24 protein-coding genes and 2 pseudogenes are annotated in these 26,408 nt (G+C 70.7%); 10 read left to right on the plus strand and 16 right to left on the minus strand.

Annotation, left to right across the window (positions count from 1 at the left end; genetic code table 11):
• Nucleotides 1-69: 69 nt before the first annotated feature.
• Nucleotides 70-1,650: an alkaline phosphatase D family protein gene (locus ACGF8B_RS35605; protein ID WP_392746431.1), complete on the minus strand. Its 1,581-nt coding sequence runs from the start codon at nucleotides 1,648-1,650 to the stop codon at nucleotides 70-72.
• A gap of 92 nt (nucleotides 1,651-1,742) precedes the next feature.
• Nucleotides 1,743-3,233 carry a PLP-dependent aminotransferase family protein gene (locus ACGF8B_RS35610; RefSeq protein WP_392746433.1) on the minus strand — a complete coding sequence of 497 codons (1,491 nt, stop codon included), beginning with the start codon at nucleotides 3,231-3,233 and terminating at the stop codon, nucleotides 1,743-1,745.
• Between the two features lie 47 nt (nucleotides 3,234-3,280).
• Between ACGF8B_RS35610 and ACGF8B_RS35615 the strand changes: the two are divergent.
• Nucleotides 3,281-4,081, plus strand: a pseudogene (locus ACGF8B_RS35615) (DMT family transporter); the annotation flags it as partial.
• A 123-nt stretch (nucleotides 4,082-4,204) separates the two neighbouring features.
• Here ACGF8B_RS35615 and ACGF8B_RS35620 read toward each other — a convergent pair.
• Nucleotides 4,205-5,035 (minus strand): alpha/beta fold hydrolase, encoded by an 831-nt coding sequence (locus ACGF8B_RS35620; RefSeq protein WP_392746434.1) that lies wholly within the window; start codon nucleotides 5,033-5,035, stop codon nucleotides 4,205-4,207.
• A 154-nt stretch (nucleotides 5,036-5,189) separates the two neighbouring features.
• On the opposite strand from ACGF8B_RS35620, the gene sigJ reads away from it, so the two are divergent.
• Both sigJ and ACGF8B_RS35630 read left to right on the plus strand, forming a co-directional pair.
• Nucleotides 5,190-6,104 carry an RNA polymerase sigma factor SigJ gene (gene sigJ, locus ACGF8B_RS35625; RefSeq protein WP_392746436.1) on the plus strand — a complete coding sequence of 305 codons (915 nt, stop codon included), beginning with the start codon at nucleotides 5,190-5,192 and terminating at the stop codon, nucleotides 6,102-6,104.
• A gap of 250 nt (nucleotides 6,105-6,354) precedes the next feature.
• Complete coding sequence (locus ACGF8B_RS35630; RefSeq protein WP_392746437.1) at nucleotides 6,355-7,122, plus strand: GntR family transcriptional regulator; 768 nt, start codon at nucleotides 6,355-6,357, stop codon at nucleotides 7,120-7,122.
• Nucleotides 7,123-7,225: 103 nt separating this feature from the next.
• On the opposite strand, the gene ACGF8B_RS35635 is transcribed toward ACGF8B_RS35630, so the two are convergent.
• The 3 genes from ACGF8B_RS35635 to ACGF8B_RS35645 form a co-directional block, all read right to left on the minus strand.
• Entirely contained in the window at nucleotides 7,226-8,383 is a 1,158-nt protein-coding gene (locus ACGF8B_RS35635) for an ROK family protein (protein WP_392746439.1), read from the minus strand.
• 99 nt (nucleotides 8,384-8,482) lie between these two features.
• Nucleotides 8,483-9,133: a response regulator transcription factor gene (locus tag ACGF8B_RS35640; protein ID WP_259934545.1), complete on the minus strand. Its 651-nt coding sequence runs from the start codon at nucleotides 9,131-9,133 to the stop codon at nucleotides 8,483-8,485.
• A gap of 154 nt (nucleotides 9,134-9,287) precedes the next feature.
• Complete coding sequence (locus tag ACGF8B_RS35645) at nucleotides 9,288-10,469, minus strand: sensor histidine kinase (protein ID WP_392746440.1); 1,182 nt, start codon at nucleotides 10,467-10,469, stop codon at nucleotides 9,288-9,290.
• Between the two features lie 108 nt (nucleotides 10,470-10,577).
• Here ACGF8B_RS35645 and ACGF8B_RS35650 point away from each other — a divergent pair, with 108 nt between their 5' ends.
• The 3 genes from ACGF8B_RS35650 (at nucleotide 10,578) to ACGF8B_RS35660 (ending at nucleotide 12,815) form a co-directional block, all read left to right on the plus strand.
• The gene (locus ACGF8B_RS35650) at nucleotides 10,578-11,516 is read left to right on the plus strand and encodes an ATP-binding cassette domain-containing protein (RefSeq protein WP_392746442.1); all 939 of its coding nucleotides are present in this window, start codon (nucleotides 10,578-10,580) and stop codon (nucleotides 11,514-11,516) included.
• Nucleotides 11,517-11,518: 2 nt separating this feature from the next.
• Nucleotides 11,519-12,256: an ABC transporter permease gene (locus ACGF8B_RS35655; RefSeq protein WP_392746444.1), complete on the plus strand. Its 738-nt coding sequence runs from the start codon at nucleotides 11,519-11,521 to the stop codon at nucleotides 12,254-12,256.
• Nucleotides 12,257-12,377: 121 nt separating this feature from the next.
• Entirely contained in the window at nucleotides 12,378-12,815 is a 438-nt protein-coding gene (locus tag ACGF8B_RS35660; protein ID WP_392746446.1) for a hypothetical protein, read from the plus strand.
• Nucleotides 12,816-13,038: 223 nt separating this feature from the next.
• On the opposite strand, the gene mug is transcribed toward ACGF8B_RS35660, so the two are convergent.
• Together mug and purB are read right to left on the minus strand one after the other, a co-directional pair.
• Entirely contained in the window at nucleotides 13,039-13,638 is a 600-nt protein-coding gene (gene mug / locus ACGF8B_RS35665; RefSeq protein WP_392746447.1) for a G/U mismatch-specific DNA glycosylase, read from the minus strand.
• Between the two features lie 19 nt (nucleotides 13,639-13,657).
• Nucleotides 13,658-15,100: an adenylosuccinate lyase gene (purB, locus tag ACGF8B_RS35670; RefSeq protein WP_266618510.1), complete on the minus strand. Its 1,443-nt coding sequence runs from the start codon at nucleotides 15,098-15,100 to the stop codon at nucleotides 13,658-13,660.
• 901 nt (nucleotides 15,101-16,001) lie between these two features.
• Here purB and ACGF8B_RS35675 point away from each other — a divergent pair.
• The 3 genes from ACGF8B_RS35675 (at nucleotide 16,002) to ACGF8B_RS35685 (ending at nucleotide 17,558) form a co-directional block, all read left to right on the plus strand.
• Nucleotides 16,002-16,787, plus strand: a complete 786-nt coding sequence (locus tag ACGF8B_RS35675; protein ID WP_392746464.1) for a helix-turn-helix domain-containing protein — start codon at nucleotides 16,002-16,004, stop codon at nucleotides 16,785-16,787.
• A gap of 234 nt (nucleotides 16,788-17,021) precedes the next feature.
• A complete protein-coding gene (locus ACGF8B_RS35680; RefSeq protein ID WP_392746449.1) occupies nucleotides 17,022-17,153 on the plus strand; it encodes a hypothetical protein in 132 nt (43 codons plus the stop codon).
• A gap of 99 nt (nucleotides 17,154-17,252) precedes the next feature.
• On the plus strand, nucleotides 17,253-17,558 hold the full coding sequence (locus ACGF8B_RS35685) for a hypothetical protein (protein ID WP_392746451.1): 306 nt from the start codon (nucleotides 17,253-17,255) through the stop codon (nucleotides 17,556-17,558).
• On the opposite strand, the gene ACGF8B_RS35690 is transcribed toward ACGF8B_RS35685, so the two are convergent.
• Nucleotides 17,543-17,719 carry a hypothetical protein gene (locus ACGF8B_RS35690; RefSeq protein WP_392746452.1) on the minus strand — a complete coding sequence of 59 codons (177 nt, stop codon included), beginning with the start codon at nucleotides 17,717-17,719 and terminating at the stop codon, nucleotides 17,543-17,545. The two genes, ACGF8B_RS35685 and ACGF8B_RS35690, sit on opposite strands and share 16 nt — an antisense overlap.
• 413 nt (nucleotides 17,720-18,132) lie before the next feature.
• Nucleotides 18,133-19,602, minus strand: coding sequence for an MFS transporter (locus ACGF8B_RS35695; RefSeq protein ID WP_392746466.1), 1,470 nt, complete (start codon nucleotides 19,600-19,602; stop codon nucleotides 18,133-18,135).
• Nucleotides 19,603-20,350: 748 nt separating this feature from the next.
• Here ACGF8B_RS35695 and ACGF8B_RS35700 point away from each other — a divergent pair.
• Complete coding sequence (locus tag ACGF8B_RS35700; protein WP_392746454.1) at nucleotides 20,351-20,653, plus strand: hypothetical protein; 303 nt, start codon at nucleotides 20,351-20,353, stop codon at nucleotides 20,651-20,653.
• 132 nt (nucleotides 20,654-20,785) lie between these two features.
• On the opposite strand, the gene ACGF8B_RS35705 is transcribed toward ACGF8B_RS35700, so the two are convergent.
• The 6 genes and pseudogenes from ACGF8B_RS35705 to ACGF8B_RS35730 form a co-directional block, all read right to left on the minus strand.
• Nucleotides 20,786-22,210, minus strand: coding sequence for an MFS transporter (locus tag ACGF8B_RS35705; protein ID WP_392746455.1), 1,425 nt, complete (start codon nucleotides 22,208-22,210; stop codon nucleotides 20,786-20,788).
• Between the two features lie 115 nt (nucleotides 22,211-22,325).
• Nucleotides 22,326-23,174 (minus strand): SGNH/GDSL hydrolase family protein, encoded by an 849-nt coding sequence (locus ACGF8B_RS35710; RefSeq protein ID WP_392746456.1) that lies wholly within the window; start codon nucleotides 23,172-23,174, stop codon nucleotides 22,326-22,328.
• A gap of 125 nt (nucleotides 23,175-23,299) precedes the next feature.
• A complete protein-coding gene (locus ACGF8B_RS35715; protein ID WP_392746457.1) occupies nucleotides 23,300-24,319 on the minus strand; it encodes a hemolysin family protein in 1,020 nt (339 codons plus the stop codon).
• Nucleotides 24,316-25,653 carry a hemolysin family protein gene (locus ACGF8B_RS35720; protein WP_392746458.1) on the minus strand — a complete coding sequence of 446 codons (1,338 nt, stop codon included), beginning with the start codon at nucleotides 25,651-25,653 and terminating at the stop codon, nucleotides 24,316-24,318. Before ACGF8B_RS35720 ends, ACGF8B_RS35715 begins: the two co-directional genes overlap by 4 nt.
• A gap of 174 nt (nucleotides 25,654-25,827) precedes the next feature.
• Nucleotides 25,828-26,253, minus strand: coding sequence for a GNAT family N-acetyltransferase (locus ACGF8B_RS35725; RefSeq protein WP_392746459.1), 426 nt, complete (start codon nucleotides 26,251-26,253; stop codon nucleotides 25,828-25,830).
• 60 nt (nucleotides 26,254-26,313) lie between these two features.
• Nucleotides 26,314-26,408: pseudogene (locus tag ACGF8B_RS35730) on the minus strand (lytic transglycosylase); the annotation flags it as partial.

Below are 26,408 nucleotides of genomic sequence, written 5' to 3' on the forward strand. Positions count from 1 at the left end.
AAAACCGTAGATCCCACCACTGACAATCGGCCCCCACCCATCACCCGGGGGCCCGTCGCCGGGCGTGGTTCACTGCCCGACGCGCCCCGGCTGCAGCACCTTGCTGAACAGTACGGAGCCGCCCTGCGCCCTCAGCCGCACGGTCAACTCGCCGCTGTCGCCGTCGATGTCGACCTCTCCGAAGTACTGCGGCGACTCCATCGGAGACACGTTCGCCCGGTCCGGCGCCCGGACGAAGACCCGGTCGGGACCGAACGTCGCGTCGAGCTCGTTCGCCTGGAACTGACCGGCGGCCAGCGGCCCCGAAACGAACTCCCAGAACGGCGCGAAGTCCTTGAACGCCGCACGCTCCGGTTCGTAGTGCTGCGCCGACGTGTAGTGCACGTCCGCCGTCAGCCAGACCGTGCCGGTGATCCGGCGGTGCTTGATGTACCGCAGCAGTTCCGCGATCTGCAGTTCACGGCCGAGCGGGGCCCCGGGATCGCCCTGGGCGACCGCCTCGAAGTCCGTCGCACCGTCGGTGACCACCAGTCCCAGCGGCATGTCCGCGGCGATCACCTTCCACACCGCGCGGGACCGGGACAACTCGTGCTTGAGCCAACGCAGCTGCTCGGCACCGAGGATGCCCGTCGTGTCGTCGGCCTGCCGGCCCGGGGAGTTGGCGTTGCGGAAGGACCGCATGTCGAGGACGAACACATCGAGCAGCGGACCGTGCCGCACCACGCGGTGCATCCGGCCCTCCCCGGAAGGGGCATGCAGCGTGGACACCGGGAAGTACTCGCGGAACGCCCGCATCGAACGGGCCGCCAGCACATCCACGTTCTTCTCGGTGTACCGGGTGTCGTCGAGGATCTGCCCGGGATACCAGTTGTTGCGTACCTCGTGGTCGTCCCACTGAACGATCGAAGGGACCTGCGCGTTGAACTCACGGAGATTGTGATCGAGCAGGTTGTAGCGGAAGTTCCCGCGGTACTCGGCGAGGGTCTCGGCGACCTTCGCCTTCTCCTCGGTGGTGACATTGCGCCAGACCCGCCCGTCGGGCAGCGTCACGCTGGGCTCGATCACCCCGTCCGCGTAGATGTTGTCACCGCTGCAGAGGAAGAAGTCCGGATCGAGACGGCGCATCTCGTCGTACACCGCGTAGCCGCCGATGTCCGGGTTGATTCCCCAGCCCTGCCCCGCGATGTCGCCCGACCACAGGAAGCGCACCCCGTCGCGGCGCCGGGCAGGCGCCGTCCGGAAGGTTCCGCGCACCGGCTCGCCGGTGCGGCGGGGGTCGTGGGGATCGGCGAGCGTCACCCGGTAGTGCACCTGCTCGCCCGGCGGCAGTCCGTACAGCGGTGTCGTGCCGGTGAAGTCGGTGCCGGATCCGACGAGCGGCCCGTGCCAGGTGCGGGCCCGCCGGAACGACTCCGTAGCCGAAGTCTCCACGATCATCCGGGCCGGCCGGTCCGACCGCACCCAGACCAGCGCGGACGACGAGGTGACATCACCCACCTGTACACCCCACGCCGCGCGCGGCCGCCCGGACAGCGCGAAGGCAGGGGCCGCGGAACCCACCGCGGGCAGCGCGAGCGCGGCCGACGCGGCGAGCGAACCGCGCAGCACGCTGCGGCGGGCGGGGGACGGGAATCGCGGACGGTACGACATCGAGGCGCCTCCGGGGCAGTGGTCAGCGGAACGAACGGGTGACCGGTCTGGCGTCCCCACCCTCGTTCCCGTCGGCGGCGGGCACACCAACCTCAGATGAACACCCGGCCACCGCCGCCGGCAGCCCGTCCGTTCGCGCCCCGGTGCGCCGCCGCCAGCAGGCGCACGCCCCGCTCGATGTCCGCCGGAGCCAGATGCGCGTAACCGAGCACCAGACGCACCGCCCCGTCCTCGCCGGGCTGGGTGCCGCAGGCGCCGAGCGGCCGCAGAGCGACACCCGCATCGGCCGCGCGCGCCATGAACACCGCCTCCGGGCCGTACCGCTCGGGCAGCGCGGCGATGATGTGGAGACCCGCGGCGATCCCGCTCACCTCGGTTCCGGGGAAGTGTTCGGCCAGCATCGAGGTGAGCGTGTCGCGGCGCTCGCGATAGGCGCGCTGACAGCGGCGCAACTGCCGGTCGTAGCCGCCGCGGGTGATGAAGTCGGCGAGGACCGCCTGGTCGACCGCCGGATTGCCCAGATCCATCGTGCGCTTGCGGGCGACGATCTCGTCGGTCATGTCCGCCGGTGCGAGAAGCCAGCCCAGCCGGAGCCCGGGCGCCAGCGACTTGCTCACCGAGCCGGTGTACGCGACGTGCTCCGGATCGAGTCCCTGAAGTGCGCCGACGGGTGCGCGGTCGTAGCGGAAGTCGCCGTCGTAGTCGTCCTCCACGATCAGCCCGTCCGCGGCCCGCGCCCATTCCAGAAGCCGGCCGCGGCGGGCGGCCGAGTAGGCGATCCCGGTGGGAAACTGGTGCGCCGGAGTGGTGACGACGGCGCGCACGCCCGAGCGTACGAGGGGCTCGGGCGCCAGCCCCTCGTCGTCGAGCGGCAGGCCGACGGTGGTGATGCCCGCGGAGGCGAACAGCGCGGAGTGTTCGGGGCTCCCGGGATCCTCGACGCCGACGGACCGCATCCCCCGCCCGTGCAGCACGAACCCCAGCAGAGTCGTCGCCTGCGCCACGCCGGAGCACACCACCAGGCGCTCCGGATCGGCGACCACACCACGGCGTCTGGAAAGCAGCGCCGCCAAGGCCTCCCGCAGGACGGGCAGCCCGCGCGGATCGGGGTAGCCGAGCGCGCCGTGCGGCAGCCGGCCGAGCACCGAGCGATGGGCCGCGGCCCAGGCACCGCGCGGGAACAGCGACAGATCGGGCGTGCCGGGCCGGAAGTCCACGCGCACGCCCTCGGCCCGTGGCGCGAGATCACGCGCCCCCGGCACCGGAGCCCGAACCGCCTCGCTCACCCAGGTGCCCGCGCCACGGCCGCTGCGCAGGTAGCCCTCGGCCGTGAGCTGCTCGTACGCCTCTGTGACCAGCCCGCGCGACACCCGCAGATCGGCGGCCAGCGCACGGCTGGACGGCAGCCGCGTACCCGGAACGAGACGACCGGAGCGCACGGCTTCGCGCAGGGCCGACTGAAGGGCACGGCCACGCCGGCGGGCCGGCGCCGCGGCGGCCGGAAGCAGCAACTCCCAGGCGGCGGTGCCGAACTCCCCGCCCCGAGCGCGGTCCGGCCGCGAATTGGTCCCCGAAGACATCATGGGAGTGGACCTTAAACCGGACCGCCCGGCTGCCTAGCGTCGATGCCATGAACATCAGCTCTCTGCGCGGGGCGCTCCTGGCCGCCTTCGCCTGCATCCTCGTGGGTGCGTCATTCACCGCCAACAGTGTCCTGGGCGACTATCCGTACGCGGGCGGCCAGGCGCTGCGCTACGGCCTCGCCGCACTCCTGCTCGTACTTGTCCTGGCCCGCGACAAGGGGGCCCGGCCGGCCGCCGTGCTGCGCACCGTGACCGTGCGTCAGTGGGGACGGCTCGCGCTGCTGGCAGCCATCGGGATGGTCGGTTTCAACCTCGCCGTACTCGGCGCGGAACGCTCCGCGGAACCCGCCGTTCCGGGGGTGTTCGTCGGCTGCGCACCGATCTTCGTCGCGGTACTCGCACCGCTCATGGACCGCCGCCGGCCCACGCGTACGGTCCTGTGCGCGGCCGCGCTCGTCGCCGCCGGGGCCTTCGTCGTTCAGGGCTGGGGCCGCACTGACCTGCCGGGAATCCTCTGTTCGGCCGGCGCGCTGGCGGGCGAGGTCGGCTTCGCCGTCATCGCCGTACCGGTCCTGCGTCCGCTCGGACCGAAGCTGCTGTCCGCCACGGTCTGCGGTCTCGCCGCCGCCGAGTCGGTCTGCCTCGGCCTCGTCCTGGACGGCGGCGAGGTCCTGCGGACACCCACCGGGGCGGAGGCGATCGCCCTGCTGTGGCAGGCGGCAGTGGTCACCGTCATCGGTTTCGTCTGCTGGTACATGGGCATGCAGCGCATCGGCGCCGAGCGCGCCACGCTCTTCTCCGGCCTGATTCCGGTCTCCGCCGCCCTCACCGCACCGCTGGTCGACGCCGGTTCGTACGGCGTCGCACAGGTCGGCGGCAGCCTTCTGGTCGGGCTGGGAGTCGCCCTCGGATCGGGTGTGCTGTCCCGGAGGGCGGCGCCCCGGGGTACGGATCCGGCGCCCGGTACGCCGTCAGCGACTGGTGTCGAGAATGACGCGCGCCACCCGCGCCGGATCGTCGTTCATCGGCACATGACCGCAGCCGGGAAGCCGGACCAGCCGGGCGCCGGGGATCGTGCGTTTGGCCCTGATTCCCTGCCGGCGCAGCAGTATCCGGTCCCGGCTGCCCCAGGCGACGGTCACCGGCAGCCCCTGGACGTCGTCGGTGAACGCGACGCTTCCCCCGGAGGCGAGCGTCCGGTGGAATCCGGTCGCCTCGCGTAGTGCGAGGGTCTCCGCGACGACGGCCGCGGGCGAACGGCGGCCGGGCCGGGCGTAGATGGTGCTGGTCAGGGCCGTGCGCCCGGCGGCGCTGTGCGAGAGCCGCTCGATCAGCGGCACCGGCATCGACAACGCGGCGCGCCGCATGGCCCGCAGTGTCCCGAACGCATAGCGACGCTCGCCCTCGGTCCAGAAACCCGCGGGCGAGAGCGCGGTCACCGACCGTACGAGCTTCTCCCGTCCGAGCGACAGCGCCAGCAGCCCGCCCAGCGAATTGCCCGCCACGTGCGGTCGGTCCAGACCGATCTGCGCGCAGAATGCGCCGAGCACCCCGACCATCGTCGGCAGGTCGTACGGCAGTCCGTCAGGCAGTTCCGGCGAGACGCCGAAGCCGGGGAGGTCGATTGCTGTCACATCGCGTTCCACGGCGAGCACGGACAACACCGGGTCCCAGGCCTGACGGTGGTGGCCGATGCCGTGGAGCAGCAGCAGCGGCTCGCCGGCACCGGTCCGTTCGTACGCCACGGACACCGTCCGGGGCCCTTGAGGTGAGTCGACGCTGAACGAGACCGTGGTGGCCATGCTGGTGCTCCCGGGTTGGTCCGGCATGAACGGGCCATGCCTGAAGGCGACTTAGACGTCTTGTCAATAACAATTACCGTTCAGTAGCCGGCACTTCAAGAGGGGCGGGCGATTCGCGCTGGACAGGGTGCGGCAGGTCGGCTGGGATGGAGGAGTGACAGCCGACACCGCGACCGATGTCTTCGAGAGCCACCGCCCCGTGCTCACCGGCGTTGCCTACCGCATGCTCGGCCGGATCGCCGATGCCGAGGACGTGGTGCAGGAGGCCTGGCTGCGCTGGTCCTCCGCGTCCCGCGAGGACGTGCGGGAGCCGCGCGCCTTTCTCGTGAGGATCATCACCCGCCTCGCCATCGACCGGCTGCGGCAGGTGCAGTCACGACGCGAGTCGTACGTCGGGCCGTGGCTGCCGGAGCCGGTCGTCACCGACTTCGGACCAGCCGTTCCCGACACCGCGGAGCAGGCGGTGCTGGCCGACTCGGTGTCGGTCGCGGTACTGGTGGTTCTGGAGTCCCTTTCGCCGCTGGAGCGAGCCGTCTTCGTGCTGCGCGAGGCCTTCGGCTTCCCGTACGCGGAGATCGCCACCGCCCTGGACCGCACCGAGGCCGCGGTGCGCCAGCTGGCCGGACGCGCGCGGCACCATGTGGAGGAGCGCAAGCCGCGGTACGACGTCGACCCGGCACACCGCCGTGACCTCACCGAACGGTTCCTCGCCGCGGCGGCGGGCGGCGACATCGAGGAACTGCTGGCCCTGCTCGCGCCCGACGCGCGGCTCGTCGGGGACAGTGGCGGAAAGTCCAGGGCGCCGCTGCGGATCATCGAGAGCGCCGACAAGGTCGGGCGCTTCCTCTTCGCCATCGCCCACGGACAGACCGAGGACCTCGACTCCCGGTTGCTGGAGCTCAACGGCGGGCCGGGCCTGCTGCTGTTCCTGGGCGGGAAGGTCGACTCGGTCGTTCAGCTCGACATCGAGGACGGGCTCATCCAGTGCGTATACATCGTGCGCAACCCTGACAAGCTCACTCGCTTCGCCGACCTCCCGGAGCGGTCCGGAGGGGCGGCGAGCGCCTGACCGCCGGTCTGCGCGCCGCCCCGGCCCGAAGCCCCACGTCCTGCCCGGCCGTGGGGCTCATTGCTGCGCTCGCCTCACGGCACCACGAACGTCCTGTGAACGCTCTGCGGCAGAGACCCGTTTCGCTCCGTCACCGACCCAGGATTGGTCTTGACCAAGGGTGTGTACCGTCCTATGGTCTCAACGTTAAGACAGGAACCTTTAATAAATAACGTCGCGGAATAGCCGCTGGGTGATTGCGGAGGACAGGGTGGGGACCACGCAGCTGGAATCGGTGCAGGAGCCGAAGTACTGGCACCTCAAGACCGTGCTCAGTGAGGCACTCGACTCGGACTTTGCGGTGGGGGAGATCCTGCCCAACGAGCGCGAGCTCGCCGCCCGGTTCGGAGTCGCCCGAGCCACGCTCCGGCAGGCTCTGGAACAGCTCGAACTCGAAGGAAGGCTCCAGCGCCGCCGTGGCGTCGGGACCACCGTCGCCCCGCCGCGCGTCGGGGTCGCCGTCTCCACGGCGCAGCGGGACTGGTCCGGTGGCGGTCCGGCGGAGGCCTGGCAGCCGGTGGACTGCGCGGTGGCGGTCGCGCCGCCGTCAGTGGCAGCCGTGCTCGACGTGGAAGCCGAAGAGCCGGTGCACATCGTGCGCCGGATCCGGGTGACGAACGGGCAGGCCGTCGCGGCGGAGCTGCTGTACGTGCCGTCCTCGTCCGTGCCCGAACTCTCCGCGATCGACGCCCCGTCCGGGCCAGCCCGGGCCCGTCGTGTCCTGCGCGAGCTGCACCGCCTCGGCCTCGACGGCCAGGACCGGTCGGTGGAGCTCGGCTCGGCACGCGTGGACGACGCCAAGGAGCTCGACCGGCTGCCCGGAGCCCCCGTGCTCGTCGTCACCACCCGCTACCTCGCGGCGGGCGGCACCGCCGCGCTTTCCGTCGCCACGTACCGGGCCGACACCTGCCGGCTCACCTTCGGTGACTCGGGCGACCTGGAGATCAGTCACCACGACCAGGAGCGCCAGGCCTCCTGACCGAAGCCGGTTCCACCCACCGGTACACGTCGGTACACACCGTCCGGTGGTACGCGTCGTCCGTCGGTACGCACCATCCATCGGCACGCACGGCCCGTCGCACTCAGCGGCGGGCCGTCACCGTTCCCTCCACCGCGAAGAGCTGCTCCTCGACGTGGTCGAGAGCCAGCCGCAGCGCACCGGTGGCCACCGCCGCCTCGCCGAGCAGCGACAGCGTGACCCGCGGCGGCCGGAGACAGTAGCGGGCCAGCTCGCCGCGGAGCGGATCGAGCACATCGTCCAGCCCGGTGGCCCAGCCGCCCACCACCACCAGCTCGGGGTCCAGGGCCAGTGCCAGCGCCGCCACATCGTGCACCAGGCGCTGAATGAAGCGCTCTACCGCCGCCTGCGCGCGGACATCGCCGCGCCGGGCCTCCGCGAACACATCGGCGACCGCGACCTCGTCCAGCGGATCCAGCGGAGTGTCCGTCGTGGACAGCAGTCGCTCCGGGGTCACTTCCCGCCCGAGCAGATGCAGTGCGCCGATCTCGCCCGCCGCACCGCCGAATCCACGGTGCAGCCGCCCGCCGATCAGCGAACCGGCACCCGGACTCAGCCCCGCCAGCACGAACACGATGTCGTCGGACTCGGTGGCCGCACCCTTCCAGTGCTCCGCCACCGCCGCGGCATTGGCGTCGTTCTCCACCAGGACGGGGCAGCGGAAGGACCGCCTCAGCCGCTCGCCCAGCGCCAGACCCGTCCAGCCGGGCAGAGCGGTTCCCAGCCGGACCGTGCCGTCGGCCTCCACGATGCCGGGACTGCCCACTCCCACCGCGCGCAGACTGCTCCTGGCCACGCCCGTCCGCCGCAGGAGGTCCGCCACCACGGCCCGGACCTTGTCGAGCCGGTCGTCGGCGCAGGCGGTCTCCGACACCTCACGGGCGCCCGCGCCGATGATCCGGCCGTCCAGCCCCGACAGGAGGGCGGAGACGCGGTGCGGGCCGATCTCGATGCCGAGCAGATGCCCGGCCTCGGCACGGAACCGGAACCGGCGGGCCGGCCGCCCCTGACGTCGGGTCTCGCCCCCGTCGGGCACCGACTCGACGACCAGTCCGGCCTCGAAGAGCCCCTCCATGACGCCCTCGACCGTCGGCCGGGACAGCCCGGTGATCCGGGTCAGGTCCGTCAGCGTCGGGGAGTCGGCGCCGCGCAGAGCGTGCAGCACCACCGCGGAATTGATGCGTCGCAACAGTGACGGATCCCCACCGGTCAGCCGGCCCACGGTGTGTCCTCCCAGCTTTGGCGCATGTCAGGCGGATGGTACTCGCTGCCCAGGTACGGGGCGACCGTGGGCCGCGGTGGGATTCCCCGGGCGGGGACCTCAGCCCGGGGCGACGAACCCGGATTCGTACGCCGCGATCACCGCCTGCGTGCGGTCTCTGGCCCCCAACTTGGCCAGCACCGCACTGACATGGGTCTTCACCGTCTCGACGCCGACCACGAGTTTGGCGGCGATCTCGGCGTTGGACAGGCCGCGGGCCATTAGCCGGAGGACCGTGGACTCCCGTTCGGTGAGCGCTGCCCGGTCCATGGCCGCGCGCGCCTTGCTCGTCCCGTACTCGGCGGCTAGCTGCCTGACCGCCGCCGGGAAGAGCAGCGACTCGCCCTCGGCCACCAGACGCACCGCATTCACGATCTCGGAGGGCCGGGCACGTTTGATGAGGAAGCCGTCCGCGCCGGCGCGCAGCGCCTCGTATACGTACTCGTCGTTCTCGAAGGTGGTCACCACGAGGATCTTCGGCGGATTCGGCACCGTGCGCAGTACCACCCGCGTGGCCTCGATGCCGTCCATCAACGGCATCCTGACATCCATGGCCACCACGTCCGGCCGCAGCTGGTGCAGCAGCGGGATCACGGCTGCACCGTCGCCCGCCTCGCCCACCACCTCGATATCGGGCTGAGCCTCAAGGACCGCGCGCAGACCCGCACGGACGAGGGGTTCGTCGTCGACCAGAAGTACGCTAACCGGCATTGGGCCACCCTAAGGGCAGTCCCATGGCCTCCGGTGTGCGCACGACGTCAGCCGCAGCGTCTCTCCCCGCTGTCGCAAGAGCTGCTCGCATCCGGTGTGCCGATCTCCACCACGCGACGTGTGGCTTCCGGCGCCGGGCCCGATCCGCCAAGGACTACGGGGCAGTCCTCATGCCGTCCAACGGGAGCCTCGCGCGAACGCGCCATTCCCCCTTGTGCGGACCGGTCTCGGCCCTCCCGCCAAGCAGCGCCGCCCGCTCCCGGATGCCCCGCAGCCCGCTCCCGCCACCCGGATTTGCTGCCGGGTCACTGAGCGGATTGATCACCTCCAACTCCAGCCGGCCGTCGGCGACGGCAATCCGTACACGGACGGGGACCTTGCCCGAATGACGCAGCACATTGGTGAGGGACTCCTGAAGGATGCGGTACCCCTCGCGGGAGACCGCTCCCGGAACCTGCTCCAGCGGACCGGACACGTCCGCGTCGATCTCCGCGCCCGAACCGCGCGCGGAGTCCAGGAGCCGGTCCGCCTCCGCCAGCGTCGGCCGCTGCCCCACCGGCGTCCCCGATTCGCGCAGCACCCGCAGAACCCGCTCCAGGTCGTCGAGCGCGTCCCGGCCCGTCTCCTCGATCGCGGCCAGAGCCCGTTCGGTGAAGTCCGGGTCCTGAGCCGCCCGGGCCGCGCCGGCCTGTACGACCGCGACCGTCAACGCGTGCCCGATCGAGTCGTGCAGCTCGCGTGCGATGCGGTTGCGCTCCAGCAACTGCTCGGTGCGTTCCTCCAGAGCGGTCAGCCGCTGCACCGGCGAGGGGCCGAGAAGCCGCTCGGCGGCCCCGGTGATGAGCCGGCCACTCAACACGACGACGGCGAGCATGGCCAGGAGCGGCAGGGGAGCGAGCAAGGCGTACCACCAGTGCGGCTCCACTCTCCGGACCAGCCATTGGTCGCTCGGCCCGTTTCCGGTCGCGGTGAGAACGAGATCCACCGAGGTGGCCGGCAGCCACACCGTCGCGAACCACACGGGAACGGCGAGCAATATCCGAGTCTCCAGCCACAGCACGGTTCTCCAGCGATCGGACCAAGTGGCCGCAGCGACCGCGGAGATGCTGGCATCGGCTCTGCCTCGCTGTTCCGGAGCGAGCAGAAGTTGTGCCTGCACCCCCTCGGCCAGCCGTATGCCGGGCAACAGCCCGACCGGAACGGCGAAGAGCACGGGCGCCCAAGGGGAATCCGACGATATGAACATCCACAAGCTGTAGCCCGCACCCGGGATGAGGAGATGCAGCCACCGGGTGTAGGTGACTGAGGCGGCGAGCGGGCGCAGGAGGCGGAACATGAGGCCATCGTGTCAGCCCCCACTTGCGCGGCGGCTCCCCCGGAAGAGGGAGACGTTCCCCACCGGCGGGGGAGGCGACGACCCGGGAGTGGCCGCCAGGCTGAGGACATGACCAGCATCGACGTGCAGGAAGTCACCAAGGAATTCGGAACGACCCGTGCCGTGGACAATCTCACGTTCAGCGTGCGACCGGGGCGCGTCACCGGCTTTCTCGGTCCCAACGGCGCAGGCAAGTCCACCACGATGAGACTCGTTCTCGGCCTGGATCGGCCCACCGGTGGCACGGCCACGATCGGCGGACAGCTCTACGCCACCCTCGACGATCCGCTGCGTCGGGTGGGCGCACTGCTGGACGCCCAGGCCGCCCACGGCTCCCGCACCGCGCGGAACCACCTGTTGGCCCTGGCGGTCAGCAATCGGCTCGGTGTGCGCAGGGTCGACGAGGTTCTGGAGGAGGCCGGACTCGGCGCGGTCGGCGGAGCCCGGATCAAGACCTTCTCCCTCGGCATGCGACAGCGACTGGGCATAGCGGCCGCGCTGCTGGGCGACCCGGAGGTCGTGATGCTGGACGAGCCGTCGAACGGCCTCGATCCCGAAGGCATCATCTGGATACGGGAACTGATGAAGCGGCTTGCCCGTGAGGGCCGAACGGTCCTGGTCTCCAGCCATCTGATGAACGAGACCTCTTCGTTCGCCGATCACCTCGTGATTCTCGGCCGGGGACGGCTCCTCGCCGACCTGCCGATGCAGGAGTTCCTGGACTCCCGCAGCAGGCCCCGGGCGCGGGTGCGTACGACCGAGTCCACGCGGCTGCGTGACGTCCTGATCCGCAAGGGACATGAGCCTTCGCAGGGCGACGACGGCTCCTGGACCATCGACGGCGTGAAGGCCGGGCAGATCGGCGCGATAGCCGCAACGGAAGGCATTCCCATCCTCGAACTCACCGACGAGCAGGCCACGTTGGAGCAGGCCTACCTCGACCTCACCGCCGGCGCCGCGGAATTCGCATCGGCCTCGACCTCGTCCGCCAACCGTCAGGAGCCCTGACCATGACGACCACAGCAGTGCTGCACTCCGAGTGGATCAAGATCAGATCGGTCCGGTCCGTACTGGGTTCACTGATAGCCGTCCTCCTCGTGACCTTGGCCATCACCGTGCTCGCCTTCTCGATCGTCGGCCAGGCCGAGGCGGACAACGTCGATGCCGAGCCGGTCTTCGACGCTTTCTACGCACTGAACTTCGGCCAGATCGCCGCCATCAGTTTCGGTGCGACCGCGCTCTCCTCCGAGTACCTCAACGGAGCCCTGCGTATATCGCTCGCCGCTGTTCCGCGCCGCAACCTCTTCTACGCCGCCAAGATCACTGTCGTCGGGGTCCTGGCGCTGGTTGTCGGACTCGTCACCAGCTTCGGAGCCTTCCTCGTGGGACAACTGTTCATGGGCAAGTACGCGATCGGTCTGGGGGAGCCGGGCGCTCTGCGGGCGGCCTTCGGAGGAGGGATCTACCTGGCGCTGATGGCTCTGTTCGCGGCCGGATTGACTGTGGTGCTGCGCAGCGCCGTAGCCGTCCTCAGCCTCCTCATCCCGTTCGTCCTCATAGTCTCCTTCGTGGTCGGTGACGTCGCAGGCGGTGCCGCGCAATATCTGCCGGACCGGGCAGGACAGTTGGTGCTCCACCAGGACCCCGGGGGAAGTCTCGGACCCTGGGGCGGGCTCGCGGTGACGGCGGCCTGGGCGGCGGCCGCGCTCCTGGCAGGCTGGTGGGCGATCCGGCGAAGGGATGCGTAGCCGGCTGTTCGGCTGCCAACTGCCTGGCTCCCACGAATCCAATGCGGGTGCGGGTGGCTGAAAGCGCCTCAAAGGTCATGGCGAGGAGCGGCTTGTCAGTGCTGCGCGGTTTACTGGCGGCATGACCACCGCACATCACCTCCGCCTCATCGATGCGATGCGCACCTCGGACTTTCCCACGGAACGCACCCGGTCAGGCTCGGGAGTCAGCGGGCCCGGCTACCACACGGTGTCCCTGCACGCGGAAGTCGATCACTGGGACGATGACGAGGCGCGGCGACTTGAGCACCGGGCCCAGTGCCTGGCAGAGCATGATGCCCTGCTGACGCTGCTCGCCGGTCGCTGGGGGGAGCCGCAGTCGATCAGCCTGTGGAGCGCGCAGGAGCGGATGATCGTCGGCGAGGAGATACCGGAGGCATGGGCCGATACGGTCGCGGGCTGCGAGTTCCTCCAGCTCTGGAGGGTCGAGGACCGATGGATCGGCATCGGGCTGTACCTGGAGGAGGAAGGGCCGGGGTGCGAGCTGAATGTCGTGGTGACGGAGATCGACCCGCCGTGACATGAGCAGGCTGTCGTCAGGTCGTCAGGTCGTCAGGTCGTCAGGTCGTCAGGTCGTCAGGTGGTCAGGTGGTTGGGCGGTCAGGGGGTTGGGCGGTCGGGCGGATGGCAAGGTTCGTGTGTGGTGGCGGTCGGGTCGTGTCTGTCGGATCAGCGCCTGGTTCATGGCCGCAAGCGGGCCCGCGAGGTGAGGAGTGCGGAGCGCTCGGGGCGGCGCAGGGGACTCAGCGGTCTTCCGTGGGGACAGCGGGGTCAGAGGGGGGAGCCGGCACGTCGGGGGTGCCGGTGTCGTGGTCGACGCAGGCCAGGAGGCGGCCGTACTCCTCGGCCATGGTCCGGGCGGTCCAGTGGGCGTTGAGGCCGCTGGGGTTGGGCAGGGCCCAGACGCGGGCGTCGCCGATCGTGTGATCCTGCGGGCCGATCCGGGCGGTGCGTCTGCCGAAGGCCGTGCGGTACGCCGTGACCCCCACGACGGCCAGCCACTGCGGTCGTAGCAGTTCGACCTTGGCGGCCAGGATCCGTCCGCCCTCACGGAACTCCTCGGCGGACAGCTCGTCCGCCCGGGCGGTGGCCCTGGCGACCACATTGGTGATGCCGAGGCCGTAGCGCAGCAGTTCGGTCTGTTCGGCCGGCTTCAACTGCCGGGGCGTGAAGCCCGACCGGTGGAGCACCGGCCAGAACCGGTTGCCGGGGTGGGCGAAGTGGTGGCCCGTCGCCCCGGTCGTCAGGCTCGGGTTGATTCCGCAGAACAGCACACGCAGACCGCCTGCGACCACATCGGGAACGGTGCGGTCGCAGGCGGTCCGGAGCTCTTCGGGTGTCATCCGGCTGAGGTCGTGGCCGTCAGAGGATGGAGCCCGGTGTGTACGCGGCGGCCTCGGGGTGCTGCTTGGCGATCTCCTCGATACGGGAGATCAGCGCCGTGACCTGGTCGCTCGCGGCACCGGTGAAGGAGAGCTTGTCGGCCATCAGCGCATCGAGCTGCGCGCGGTCCAGCGGGATGCGGTCGTCGGCGGCCAGCTTGTCGAGCAGCTCATTGCGCTCGGCGCCCTGCTCGCGCATGGCCAGGGCAGAGGCGACGGCGTTCTCCTTGATCGCCTCGTGGGCGACCTCACGGCCGACACCCGCGCGCACCGCGCCCATCAGAACCTTGGTCGTAGCGAGGAACGGGAGGTAGCGATCCAGCTCACGGGCGACGACGGCCGGGAACGCCCCGAATTCGTCGAGGACCGTCAGGAAGGTCTCCAGCAGACCGTCGAACGCGAAGAAGGCGTCCGGGAGCGCCACCCGACGGACCACGGAGCAGGACACATCGCCCTCGTTCCACTGGTCGCCCGCCAGCTCGCCGGTCATCGACGCGTAGCCACGCAGGATCACCATCAGGCCGTTGACGCGCTCGCAGGACCGGGTGTTCATCTTGTGCGGCATCGCGGACGAGCCGACCTGACCCGGCTTGAAGCCCTCGGTCACCAGCTCGTGCCCGGCCATCAGACGGATCGTCTTGGCGACCGAGGACGGAGCCGCGGCGAGCTGGACCAGCGCGGTCACCACGTCGTAGTCGAGCGAGCGGGGGTAGACCTGGCCGACCGAGGTGAAGGCCTGGGCGAAGCCCAGGTGCGTGGCGATGCGCTGTTCGAGGTCGGCGAGCTTCCCGGCGTCGCCGTCCAGCAGGTCGAGCATGTCCTGTGCCGTGCCGACGGGGCCCTTGATGCCCCGCAGCGGGTAGCGGCCGAGCAGGTCTTCGAGCCGGCCGTACGCCACCAGGAGCTCGTCGGCCGCGGTTGCGAACCGCTTGCCGAGCGTGGTCGCCTGCGCTGCGACGTTGTGGGAGCGACCGGCCATGACCAGCTCGCGGTACTCGCCCGCCAGCTTGCCGAGCCTGGCCAGGACCGCCACCGTGCGGTCGCGCATCAGCTCCAGGGAGAGCCGGATCTGCAACTGCTCGACGTTCTCGGTGAGGTCCCGGGACGTCATGCCCTTGTGGACCTGCTCGTGGCCGGCGAGGGCGTTGAACTCTTCGATCCGGGCCTTGACGTCGTGCCGGGTGACCTTCTCACGCTCGGCGATCGAAGCCAGGTCCACCTGGTCGACGACACGTTCGTAATCGGCGAGCGCGGCGTCCGGTACCTCGATCCCGAGGTCCTTCTGAGCGCGCAGCACCGCCAGCCACAGCTGGCGTTCCAGCTTCACCTTCTGCTCGGGGGACCAGAGGACGGCCAGCTCCGTGGAGGCATAGCGGCCAGCCAGGACATTGGGGATACGAGGCTTCGCAGACACAGCAGTCACGCGTCCAGAGTTTACCTGTCGTTTTGAGCGGTTCGTGAGCGGCCGCCGAGTCCAGAAGCTCCAGGTCAGAGGCGGCCTTCCGGCCAAGGGAGCCGAACCCGCGCAATCCCGTGGGAACCGAGGCGGCGAAGCCGTCCGGGAACCGAGGTGGGCAAGCCGCGGAGCGCGCCGGTCACCGTCACGGGTGCCGTGTCGGCCGCAGCGCCCGTCGGCCGCGCCGCGCAGTCGCGGATCACGTTCGTCACCGGTCGCCGTCTCATCGCCCGTGGCCGTGAGCGACGTATTCGCCGTTCCCGGATTTCCGGCGCGGGCACCGGCATGCTCCACCTCGCTGCCTCTTCCTCTCCCCTTCTCTCCCTCTCCGTCTCTCCGTCTCTCCGTCTCGCCGCTCCGAGCGCACGGAGTGGCTTCTGGGTGCTTCGTGCCTCGTTCGCGATGGGGGCGCTCGCCCGGCGGCTGCACCACCGGGCGCCCCACTGGCCGGCGGCCTCGGGCCCGGTCGGCCGGCCGGACGGTCCGGACGGTCCGGGACTGGCCCTCGCGGGCGAGGTCACTGTCCGGATCGCCGGGCAGTCGGAATGGTGGGCAGCTGGAGGCGCATCCGAATCCGGTCCGCGTCCGAAAAGCCCTGGGTGAATGCCGTAATTCGATCCCCTGACCGGCTTGCGACGGCCCGTCTCGCGTGGCGCCGACCGCTGCGGGCGGGCGCGATAGGGTACGGACCCGTGCGCACGGCGATGCCGCGGCCCCGCGAATGGCGTCGCGGTGTGCCGGGTTCCGGAGAGATGCTGCAGACGTGGGTGAGGCTTTCGTGACCGCCGCCGGGAACACCGCCACAGGGCCCACCCCCGACGCGGCCGCCGAGGACCCGGGCGACACCGTCCCGGCCTCCGGCGCGGCGATCCTCGTCGCCCACTTCCCCCTTGCGCCAGGACAGTGGCTCCCCGCGCACAGCCACACCCACCATCAGCTGGCCTGGACCCGCAGCGGTGTGTTGGGGATCGGCGTCGCCGACGACTACTGGGTGCTGCCGCCCAACCGGGCGCTGTGGGTGCCGGCCGGAGTCGTGCACCGGACCGGCGCGACCCGCGACGCCGTGCTGGGCAGCCTCTACCTGGACCCGGAGCGGTGCGGTGTCGACTGGACCGAGCCCACGCCGGTCGGGGTCGACGGGCTCCTCGCGCACTTGATCGAGTACCTGGGCCGGGACGATCTGGTGGACGCCGCGCGGCAGCGGGCCGAGGGGGTCGTGCTGGACCTGCTGCGCCCCTTGCCGGTCACCCCGCTGGAGGTGCCGCACCCCAGCGACGACCGTGTGCGCGCCGTGGCCAACGCGCTGCTCCGGGATCCTGCGGACGGACGCAGCCTGGAGGCGCACGCACGGGCCGTCGGCGTGAGCCGCCGGACCATGACGCGGCTCTTCGTCCAGAACACCGGCATGAACTTCGAGCGCTGGCGTACTCATCTGAGGCTGCGGGCCGCGTTGCCCCTGCTCGCCGAGGGCCGCCCGGTGTCGCACGTAGCGCACGCCGTGGGGTACACGACCGCGAGCGCGTTCCTCGCGGCGTTCCGAAGGACCCTCGGCACCTCCCCGAGGCGATACCTCAAGGGCGATCTCACTCCCGCCGGCTCGGCCGGGGGCGATGACGCCGGGGACGATGACGGGGACGGGGACGGGGCCGAGTGAGGCGCGGGCGGGGACTACCGCCGGAGCAATGGAATTCCGCCGGGCCGAGGCCTGATGGGCAAGAAATATGAGTGCTTGACCTCTTACGAGGCGCAGTTACGTTCGGCCAATGTTGTTGCAATGGCGCCACTTGCGCTCGTTCCGGAGAGGCAATGCACCTCAGTGCACGGCAAATTGAGATTCTCTCTCATTGTCAAAGGTCACCGTGGCAAAGAGACAGCGATACACCTCGGCATGTCTGCCCGCGTGATCGATTCCCGTCTGCAGCGCCTCTACGACCGGTACGGGGTGCGGAGCAGTGCCGCGATCATTGCTGGACGGCTGCTGGCAGGCGGAACTCCGGTGGGCATTCCGGTACGGCAATAGCAGGTCCCGGGGACCGTGCGCCGGGCGTTGTCGGGACGGAGAGAAGGCCCAGCGCTGTGGGCCCTGCTGCGCCCTGTGCGGGACCGCACAGCGCCCGGAGTGGCGATACCGGCGCTTGCGGGCGTCGCCTCCTTGGGAACGTTCTTCGTGATCCACCCGCTCGCCGTCGCCCTGCCGGAGGACGAACCCGACGAGTCAAAGGCGTGGTGGATCGTAGGGTTCGCCGCGCTCGCGCTCGCGGTGCGATTCGTCGCCCAGTCGCTGAGCTACCCGCTCACCCACGACGCAGACATTGCCGGCACCGTCGCGGCCAGGAAGCGGACTGTCATGCCCTGTGTCTCCACGGGCCGTTCGAGATGCCGTGAGTGGCCGCAGTCCGCGAGCCCCGCCTACCCGCCGGAGTAGCACGACCCGTCGGGCCTCGCCGCCGAGGCCCGCTCCAGGGCGTCGAGCTGACGGAGCGTGGCGTACTCGTCCCCGGCGCCCCGGATCATGAGCCTCGGGCCCGTGATGGCCGACAGCCCGTTCTCGACGGCCCGGCCGCTGAGCTCCGGCGAGAGCCACACATCCGGCCACTAGCAGATGACGGTGCCGGGGGCGTCGTGGAACCGTGCGAGCCGCCGGGACGGCCCCCCGGCCTCGAAGGACGCACGGGCTCTCCTGATCCCTGCCAGGGACTCCGGCGCGACGAACGCATGGGCGTCAGGACGGCTGCGCCGCCGGCAGGGTGTTGCTGTACGTACGCCAGTGCGATCGAAGCACCGTCGCTGCGGCCGACGAGCCCGTTCAGCCATGGAGGACGCCTGATCCACAACGCCCGGTCGCTGTAGCCGCAGCGGGCCGGGTCCTCTGCCAGGAGGCACCAGCCCGCCGCCGCTTCGTGCAGCGTGACATGCGTCGGCCCGGCCGCATTCCGCGACCGGGCCGGACACGTTCGACGCCGTACCCCTCCCCAGAGGCTCAAGAGCGCGGTGCCTCTCTACTGCCGGGCGGTCTCACGCTCCTCGGGCCGAGGCTGTTCGCCCCCGACCGGAACCTTGCCGAGCAGCGTGGCGACGATGATCCCGCAGACCACGACGAAGCCGGCGGCGATGAGCATGCCGAACGAGTAGCCCTCCGTGGCGGCCTGCACGGAGTCCTTGGAATCCGAGACGGAATCCGAGACGGAATCCGTGCGACGGGTGGCCAGCATGACGAGCACCGCCACACCGGAGGCGCCACCGATCTGCTGGACGGAGCTGAAGAGAGCGGCGCCGAGTCCCGCGTTCTCCTCGGTCGTCCCGGACACCGCCGCCATGCTCAGTACCGGCAGGCTCAGGCCGCAGCCGAGGCTGGTCAGGAGCATGCCCGGCAGGATGCCGGTGACGTAGCTGTCGCTCACCTCGATGCCGGACATCATCACGAACCCGGCGGCGGTGATCAGGAACGACACCATCAGGCTCGGACGGAACCCGAACTTGATCACCACGCGGGAGGCGCCCCACATGCCGGCCAGCAGTCCCGCGCAGAACGGCATGTACGCGAAGCCTGCCTTGAGCGGCCCGTAGCCGACGACCGTCTGCAGGTGGATCATCAACAGGAAGGCCATCGCGAAGAGGGCCGCGGAGAAGATCAGGGTCGCGGCGTTGCCGACGGCGCGTGTCCGGACGGACAGGAATTCCAGCGAGACCAACGGATCGGTCGTGCGGGACTCGACCACGACGAACGCGGCGACCAGGCCCACGGCGAGGATCAGCGGTCCGTAACTGGTGACGTGGCGCCAACCCTGATCACCGGCCTGGAGCAGGCCGTGGACCAGGGAGACCACGGCGAGGGCGCCCAGCACGGCGCCAGGCACGTCCAGGCGTGTGCGCCCGGTGGCGCGGCTCTCGTCGATCAGGCGGGGGAGCAGCGCGAGGGCGACGACGGCCACCGGAAGGTTGATGAAGAAGATCCAGCGCCACGAGGCGAGTCCGGTGAGCGCGCCGGAGATCACCAGACCGAACGTGCTGCCCAGGCCGGCGATGCCGCCCCAGATGCCCAGTGCCTTGGCCCGCTCCAGGTCGCCCGGGTACAGAAGCGTGATCAGCGACAGTGCCGCGGGGCCGGCCATCGCGGACCCCGAGCCCTGGACGAGCCGTCCGAGGATCAGTTGCCAGGGCTCCTGCGCGAGACCGCACAAGAGGCTCGCGCCGCTGAACAGCGAGACGCCGATGAGGAAGATCCGGCGCCGGCCCAGTAAGTCGGCCATGCGGCCGAACAGCAGCAGGAGCCCGCCGAACGCGAGGAAGTACGCGTTGACCACCCACGCCAGACCGGCGGAGCTGAAGCCGAGATCGTCCCGGATGCTGGGGAGCGCGATGCTCACCACGTTGTCGTCCAGGATGAGCATGAACTGGACGAAACAGAGCACGACCAGAACGAGCCCGCGGCGATCGGCGCCGCGGGCAGTGAGCAGTGTCGAGGTCATGCCGGGCATCCCGTCGTCGAAGGTGCCACCGCCGTCGTACGACATCGACTCAGATCTCGACAGCGGCAAGCGAGAGACATGCCTTCAGGCTAGGTTTTTACGAAGCTGGCCGCGATGCTCTACCGGGACACGTCATAGCGCGCTGAGGCCATGGGTGCGTCCGGTGCGCAACGAGTGTGGCGGTGGGAGTTCTCGCCGTTCCCCACAACGGAGTCCGGCGCTGCGGACCGCGGGCGGGGCCGTGCGTTCCAGGGCGGCACGGCGGCCGCGCGTGCCCGGCCGTTCTGCTGACCGGTCCGTGGCCGCGGCTGTTCGGGCACGGTGGGGACCACGGGCCTGCCGACCGTGCGGTGCCGGATGACCCGGCACGTGTCGTGCAGTGTTTCGGCCGTGCCGAGTAGGCGGGTGCGGGGAGTTGGCGGGCAGTTCGGGCCGCGGGAAGGGCTGGGCCTGCTCCCGCGGAGCGGCAGGACTTCGTCCTTGTCCCCTACGTAGTGGTGGAGGGCCATCGGCACCGACCGTCGCCTTCCTCTTGTCCAGCCAGGACAGCCGGCACTTCTGCGTGGGCCGCGAGCCGTACGAGACCGAGCCGATCTTCAGGGCGTCTTCGACGTCTGCGAGCTTGCGGCGGCCTCCACGCACGGGGGGCCTCGCCGGTCGAACTCGTCTTCCACGCAACGGACATCCCGGGGGCCCTCAGGTGCGGAAGGGCGTACCGCAGGCGCGGCACGCCCACCTTTTCCTGGGCATGGATGTGCGTGCCATGGAGTTCCTGGCCCCCGGCGCCCTCGCCAGGCTGCTCGCCGCCGGCGCACGCCGGGTGGAAATGCCCGCCGAAGTCGGGCTGCTCGAACCACCCCCGGGGCCTGGACCCAGTCCGTCGACGACGACCTCCGGCATCCCGCCGTTGTGGGCCCGCCCCTGCCGCTCGCGGCGCGCCCGGGCAATTGCCTGTGCCGACCGGGTGCTGTGCGCCGCGGCCGTCGATCCGCGTGTCGCACGGACCTTCGTCGGCATCTTCACCCTCGCCAAGGGCCGGCTTCCCTGCTGACGCCGCGCGTACTCTTCGCGGCGCCCGCCCCCCGGACGCTACGCCCCGGCCGGGGGCTGACGGACCACCGGGGACGCGCACGCGTACGACGGCCGGACCGGCCGTCGTACGCATGCGCGCCCCCGGTACGTGCTATGCGGAACTGTTCTCCCGGCGGCCGTCGAGCAGTATGGCGATCACCAGGGCGCCGAGCGCGAGGAAGACGGCGCCGACCACGAGCGCGAGGGAGAAGCCCTCCGTCGCGGCATCCAGCGGGCCGGTCGAGCCGGCGACCGCGTCGGTGCGCCGCGCGGCCAGGGCGACCAGGACCGACAGGCCCACGGCGCCGCCGACCTGCTGGACGGAGGTGAGGATCGCCGAGCCCAGACCGGCGTTCTCCTCGGTGGTGCCGCTGAGCGCGGCGACGGTCAGGGTCGGCAGACTCAGACCGCCGCCCAGGCCCGCGACGAGCACACCGGGGAGCACGCTGAGCGCGTAGTGGTCGTTCGGTGACGTGCCGGACAGCATCAGCAGACCGCCCGCGGCGAGCAGGAATCCCGCGACGAGGGTCCAGCGCGTCCCGAACCCGGCCACCGCGCGCGAGGCGAGCCACATTCCCGTGAGGATCCCGGCGCCGTAGGGCAGGTAGCCGAAGCCGGCCTTGAGCGGGCCGTATCCGAGCACGGTCTGCATGTGCAGCATCAGCAGGAAGGCCATCGCGTAGAAGGCGGCGGAGAACACCAGGCCGGTGACACCGGCGACGGCACGGGTGCGGTCGGCCAGGAACGGCAACGGCACCAGCGGATCGGCCGTGCGCGCCTCGACCGCGAGGAAGGCGGCGGCAAGGACGGCGGCCAGGAGTAGGGGGCCGATGACCGTCAGGGTGCCCCAACCCGTCTCCCCGGCCCGGAGCAGCCCGAGGACCAGGGACAGGACGGCACAGGTGCCCAGGACCGCTCCGGGGACGTCTGGGCGTGCCCGCTGCGGGGACCGGCTCTCGGTGACCAGGCGCGGGACCAGTACGACGGCGATCGCGGCCACGGGCAGGTTGATCAGGAAGATCCAGCGCCACGAGGCGAGGCCGGTCAGCGCACCGGAGATCACCAGCCCCATCGTGCCGCCCAGACCGGCGATGGCACCCCAGAGGCCGAACGCCCTGGCGCGCTCCGCGGCACCGGTGTACATGAGCGTGATCAAGGACAGCGCCGCCGGACTGGCCATGGCCGCGCCCCCGCCCTGGACGAACCGTGCGACCACGAGGTGCCACGGCTCCTGGGCGAGCCCGCAGGCGAGGCTGGCGACGCCGAACACCGCCACACCGCCGAGGAAGACACGGCGGCGGCCCAGCAGGTCGGCCGCTCGGCCGGAAAGCAACAGCAGCCCGCCGAAGGAGAGGAAGTACGCGTTGACAACCCAGGCCAGGCCGGCCGTGGTGAAGCCGAGCTCTTCCCGGACACTGGGGAGCGCGACGTTCACCACGGTGTCGTCGAGGACGAGCATGAACTGTACGAGACACAGCACCATCAGTGCTGGCCGACGGCGGTCGGTGCTTGTCGCAAGGGTTGTTGCCGAGGTCATGCTGACGACGCTAGGCACCGATCATGCTGGCCACAATCCTTGATGAGGCCATGAGATGTCGCGTTGAGGCCATGCCCTGCGGGGCGGCCGACGCCGCGGTCCGGTCCGCGGGTCGTTACGAGAGCGGAGCCGAGTCGACCCGGCGCCAGGCCGCCACGGGACCCGGGTCACGGGAATCCCGCGGGGTGACCCAGAACGCCCTCCCCAGTTCGGCGCTGTACTGGGCACCCGCCCGGCCGTCCCCGGAGGAGCGGCCGGTCAGACGGCGCCCGATCCAGGGCATCAGGTGCTGGCGGGCGAAGCGGAGGTCGTCGACGCGCCGCCTGGCCCACCTGGGCGGGACGGCGGCCGGCAACGGTGTGCGCCAGTCGTTCTCCGGCGGCAGCCCCAGCGTCTGCCAGACCGCCTCGGCGACCCGCGAGTGCCCGTCGGCCGTCAGATGCAGCCGGTCGACGTCCCACAATTGGGGATCGCCCAGCACGGGTGTCCCGTACAGATCGACGACCAGGGCCCCGTGCCGGGCGGCCAGGTCGTCGATCAGGGCGAACAGCTCCTCCATCCGCGGACGGAAGCGCTCCATCACCGGACCGTTGCGTCCCGGGCTGCGCATGAGCACAAGCGTTCCGCACGAGGGCGCGAGACGCTCCACGGCCTCTTCGAGCCGTCCGCGGACCATGCCCATGTCGCACTTGGGCCGCAGCGTGTCATTGAGTCCGCCGACGAGTGTGACGACGTCCGCACGCATGGCGGCGGCCACATCGACCTGCTCGTCGACGATCTGGCCGATCAGCTTGCCCCGTACGGCGAGATTCGCATAGCGGAAACCCGGGGCGCGGGTGGCGAGCCGGCCGGCGAGGACATCGGCCCAGCCGCGGTACGAACCGTCGGGCAGCAGGTCCGACATGCCCTCGGTGAACGAGTCGCCGACCGCGACAAGACTGTTGTAGGAGGCATTTGTTTCCATGGCGATGCGATCGTATCGCGGCCGGTCCGCCCCCTCCGGGGCCCTCCGGCCCGCACACGGGCCGGAGCACGGGCCCGGCCGTGGCGGGGGCCGCGGCCGGAACCCGTACCGCGGCCCCGTGCGGGTCAGCGCGTCTTCGGGCGCCCCACCAGCTCGCGGAGCACGTCCTCCATGGTGACCATCCCGGCCAGCCGGTCGTCCTCGTCGAGAACCGCCGCCAGATGCGTACGGCTGCGCCGCAGCGCGGTCAGGACGTCGTCGAGCGGTGTACTCGCCCGGACCCGGGCGATCGGGCGCATCGCCGTCACCGGGAAGGGCACATCGCGCGGGGTGGCATCCAGGGCGTCCTTCACATGGAGGTAGCCCAGGATCCGCTCCTCGCTGTCCATCACCGGGAAGCGCGAGAAGCCCGTCTCGTACGAGAGCCGCTCCAGCTGCTCCGGCGTGGTCCCGACCTCGGCGTACACGACCCGGTCCACCGGCATCACCACGTCACGCACCGGACGGCGGCCCAGTTCCAGGGCGTGGCGCAGTCGCTCGGCCGAGCGGTCGTCGACCAGTCCGGCGTCGCCCGCGTCCGTCACCAGCCGGGCCAGTTCGTCGTCGGAGAACGTGGCGGACACCTCGTCCTTCGTCTCGACCCGGAGGATCTTGAGCAGCGTGTTGGCGAAGGCGTTGATCGCGAAGATCACCGGGCGCAGAGCCCTGGCGAGGGTCACCAGCGGCGGCCCGAGCAGCAGCGCGGCGCGCACGGGCTCGGCCAGGGCGATGTTCTTCGGCACCATCTCGCCGAGCAGCATGTGCAGATACGTCGCCACGGACAGCGCGATCACGAACGAGATCGGATGGATCAGCCCGTGCGGCATGCCCACCGCGTCGAAGACCGGCTCCAGCAGATGCGCGAAGGCCGGCTCGGCGACGATGCCGAGCACCAGAGTGCACAGGGTGATGCCGAGCTGCGCCGCCGCGAGCAGCGCCGATACGTGTTCGAGGCCCCAGATGACGCTCCGTGCCCGCCGGTTGCCGGCCTCGGCCTCGGGCTCGATCTGGCTGCGGCGTACCGAGATCAGCGCGAACTCGGCCCCGACGAAGAAGGCGTTGACGACCAGGGTCATCAGTCCGATGAAGAGCTGGACGGCGATCATCGTGCGTCCTCGGTCGGGTCGTCGTCGCCGGGCAGCGGCGCGTGCAGCAGGGCCCGCGCGGCGCGGCGGCCGGACGCGTCGACCACATCGATCCGCCAGCCCGCCAGCTCGACCGCGTCACCCACGGCGGGGATGCGGCCGACCTCGGTGGCGATGAGCCCGGCGAGTGTCTCGTACGGTCCGTCAGGCACGCGCAGTCCGATCGTCTTCAGCTGGTCGGTGCGGGCGGCGCCGTCGGCCGACCACAGGGTCCGCCCGTCGGCGTCCTCGCCGGCCGGTGCGAGGTCCGCGGTCTCGTGCGGGTCGTGCTCGTCGCGCACCTCGCCGACCACCTCCTCGACGATGTCCTCCAGCGTCACGACTCCGGCCGTGCCGCCGTACTCGTCGATGACGACGGCCATGGCGAGTTTGCCGGACAACCGGTCAAGGAGCCGGTCCACCGTGAGCGTCTCGGGTACGAGCAGGGGCTCGCGCAGCATCTCCGACACACGGGTGCGGGACCGCTGCTCGGCGGGAATGGCCAGCACGTCCTTGATGTGTGCCACACCGACGACGGTGTCCAGGCTGCCGAGGTAGACGGGGAAACGGGACAGGCCCGTCGCCCGGGTGGCGTTCGCGACGTCCTCGGCGGTCGCCTGCGCCTCCAGCGCGGTGACCTGGACCCGGGGGGTCATCACGTTCTCCGCCGTCAGTTCGGCCAGGTTCAGCGTGCGGACGAACAGCTCCGCCGTGTCCGCCTCCAGCGCACCTTGCTTCGCGCTGTGCCGGGCCAGCGCCGCCAGCTCCTGCGGGCTGCGCGCGGAGGCCAGCTCCTCGGCCGGTTCCAGGCCGAAGCGGCGCACGATCCGGTTGGCGGTGTTGTTGAGGTGGCTGATGAAGGGCCGGAAGACGGCGGTGAACGCACGCTGCGGGGTGGCCACGGTCTTGGCCACGGCGAGCGGGGAGGAGATCGCCCAGTTCTTCGGCACCAGTTCACCGACGATCATCAGGAACACGGTGGACAGCGCCGTACCGAGGACGAGGGCCACGGAGGACGCCACGTTCGGGGAGAGACCCACCGCTTCCACGGGACCGCGGATCAGTTTCGCGATGGACGGTTCGGAGAGCATGCCGACCACCAGATTGGTGACGGTGATGCCGAGCTGAGCGCCGGAGAGCTGGAAGGTGAGGCTGCGTACGGCCTTCATGGCGCTCGCCGCGCCCCGCTCGCCCTGCTCGACGGCGCGTTCAAGCTGTCCGCGCTCGACCGTCGTCAGAGAGAACTCGGCCGCGACGAAGGCACCGCAGGCCAGCGAGAGCAGTACTGCCACGAGCAGCAGAAGCACTTCGGTCATCGGTTCACCTCCGTCCCATGATCGGGCAGGGGCAGGAGGATCGCTCGATGTCGGCGATGTCGGCTACTGGGAGGCTCGCCCATGGGCGGACGCTCACACCTTTCGGAAGGATCGGACAGGATGGAGAACCATAGTAAAGGATCGGCAAAGTCGACCGGTCCTTCGGTGCTCTTCTCAGTCCGGGAGCGGCTTCACCCAGCGTCGCCAGTGGTCCTCGCGGTGGTATCCACCCGCGGCCCATGTGTGATGCGCCCGTTCGTTGGCTTCCAGGACCATGGCGTCGGCCCGTCGCCCGCCCAGGGCGAGGAATCGCTCTTCCGCCGCTTCCATGAGGGCGGTGGCGATTCCCTGCCGACGGGAGTCGGGGTGCACGGCCAGCCGGTAGACGGAGCATCGCCAGCCGTCGAAGCCGGCGATGACGGTTCCCACGAGACGGCCGTCCCGGTCCGCCAGCAGCAGGGCTTCGGGGTCTCTCGAAATGAGCCGGGCCATACCGTCGTGGTCGTCGCTGATGCTCGTCCCCTCCGCGGCCTCGCACCAGAACCGCAGCACGGTGTCGATGTCTGTGAGGCCGGCGGGGCGTATGTGGAGATCACTCATGGGCCGAGCCAAGCAGAGCGTTTGCCCGCCCGGCCAGTGATTTCGGCATCGGACCCCGGCTCAGTAGGCGGAGTTGACGTTGTCGATGGATCCGTAGCGGTCGGCGGCGTAGTTGGCGGCCGCGGTGATGTTGGCGACGGGGTCGGTGAGGCTGT

The sequence above is a fragment of the Streptomyces sp. NPDC047917 genome (genome assembly GCF_043204345.1).
Lineage (GTDB): Bacteria > Actinomycetota > Actinomycetes > Streptomycetales > Streptomycetaceae > Streptomyces > Streptomyces sanglieri.

Coding starts and splice junctions, on each gene's coding strand:
- ACGF8B_RS35605 (WP_392746431.1), bottom strand. CDS start 1,650: ATGTCGTACCGTCCGCGATTCCCGTCCCCCGCCCGCCGCAGCGTGCTG.
- ACGF8B_RS35610 (WP_392746433.1), bottom strand. CDS start 3,233: ATGATGTCTTCGGGGACCAATTCGCGGCCGGACCGCGCTCGGGGCGGG.
- ACGF8B_RS35620 (WP_392746434.1), bottom strand. CDS start 5,035: ATGGCCACCACGGTCTCGTTCAGCGTCGACTCACCTCAAGGGCCCCGG.
- ACGF8B_RS35640 (WP_259934545.1), bottom strand. CDS start 9,133: ATGCCGGTTAGCGTACTTCTGGTCGACGACGAACCCCTCGTCCGTGCG.
- ACGF8B_RS35645 (WP_392746440.1), bottom strand. CDS start 10,469: ATGTTCCGCCTCCTGCGCCCGCTCGCCGCCTCAGTCACCTACACCCGG.
- ACGF8B_RS35650 (WP_392746442.1), top strand. CDS start 10,578: ATGACCAGCATCGACGTGCAGGAAGTCACCAAGGAATTCGGAACGACC.
- ACGF8B_RS35655 (WP_392746444.1), top strand. CDS start 11,519: ATGACGACCACAGCAGTGCTGCACTCCGAGTGGATCAAGATCAGATCG.
- ACGF8B_RS35660 (WP_392746446.1), top strand. CDS start 12,378: ATGACCACCGCACATCACCTCCGCCTCATCGATGCGATGCGCACCTCG.
- mug (WP_392746447.1), bottom strand. CDS start 13,638: ATGACACCCGAAGAGCTCCGGACCGCCTGCGACCGCACCGTTCCCGAT.
- ACGF8B_RS35680 (WP_392746449.1), top strand. CDS start 17,022: ATGTCTGCCCGCGTGATCGATTCCCGTCTGCAGCGCCTCTACGACCGG.
- ACGF8B_RS35695 (WP_392746466.1), bottom strand. CDS start 19,602: ATGACCTCGACACTGCTCACTGCCCGCGGCGCCGATCGCCGCGGGCTC.
- ACGF8B_RS35700 (WP_392746454.1), top strand. CDS start 20,351: ATGGATGTGCGTGCCATGGAGTTCCTGGCCCCCGGCGCCCTCGCCAGG.
- ACGF8B_RS35705 (WP_392746455.1), bottom strand. CDS start 22,210: ATGACCTCGGCAACAACCCTTGCGACAAGCACCGACCGCCGTCGGCCA.
- ACGF8B_RS35710 (WP_392746456.1), bottom strand. CDS start 23,174: ATGGAAACAAATGCCTCCTACAACAGTCTTGTCGCGGTCGGCGACTCG.
- ACGF8B_RS35715 (WP_392746457.1), bottom strand. CDS start 24,319: ATGATCGCCGTCCAGCTCTTCATCGGACTGATGACCCTGGTCGTCAAC.
- ACGF8B_RS35720 (WP_392746458.1), bottom strand. CDS start 25,653: ATGACCGAAGTGCTTCTGCTGCTCGTGGCAGTACTGCTCTCGCTGGCC.
- ACGF8B_RS35725 (WP_392746459.1), bottom strand. CDS start 26,253: ATGAGTGATCTCCACATACGCCCCGCCGGCCTCACAGACATCGACACC.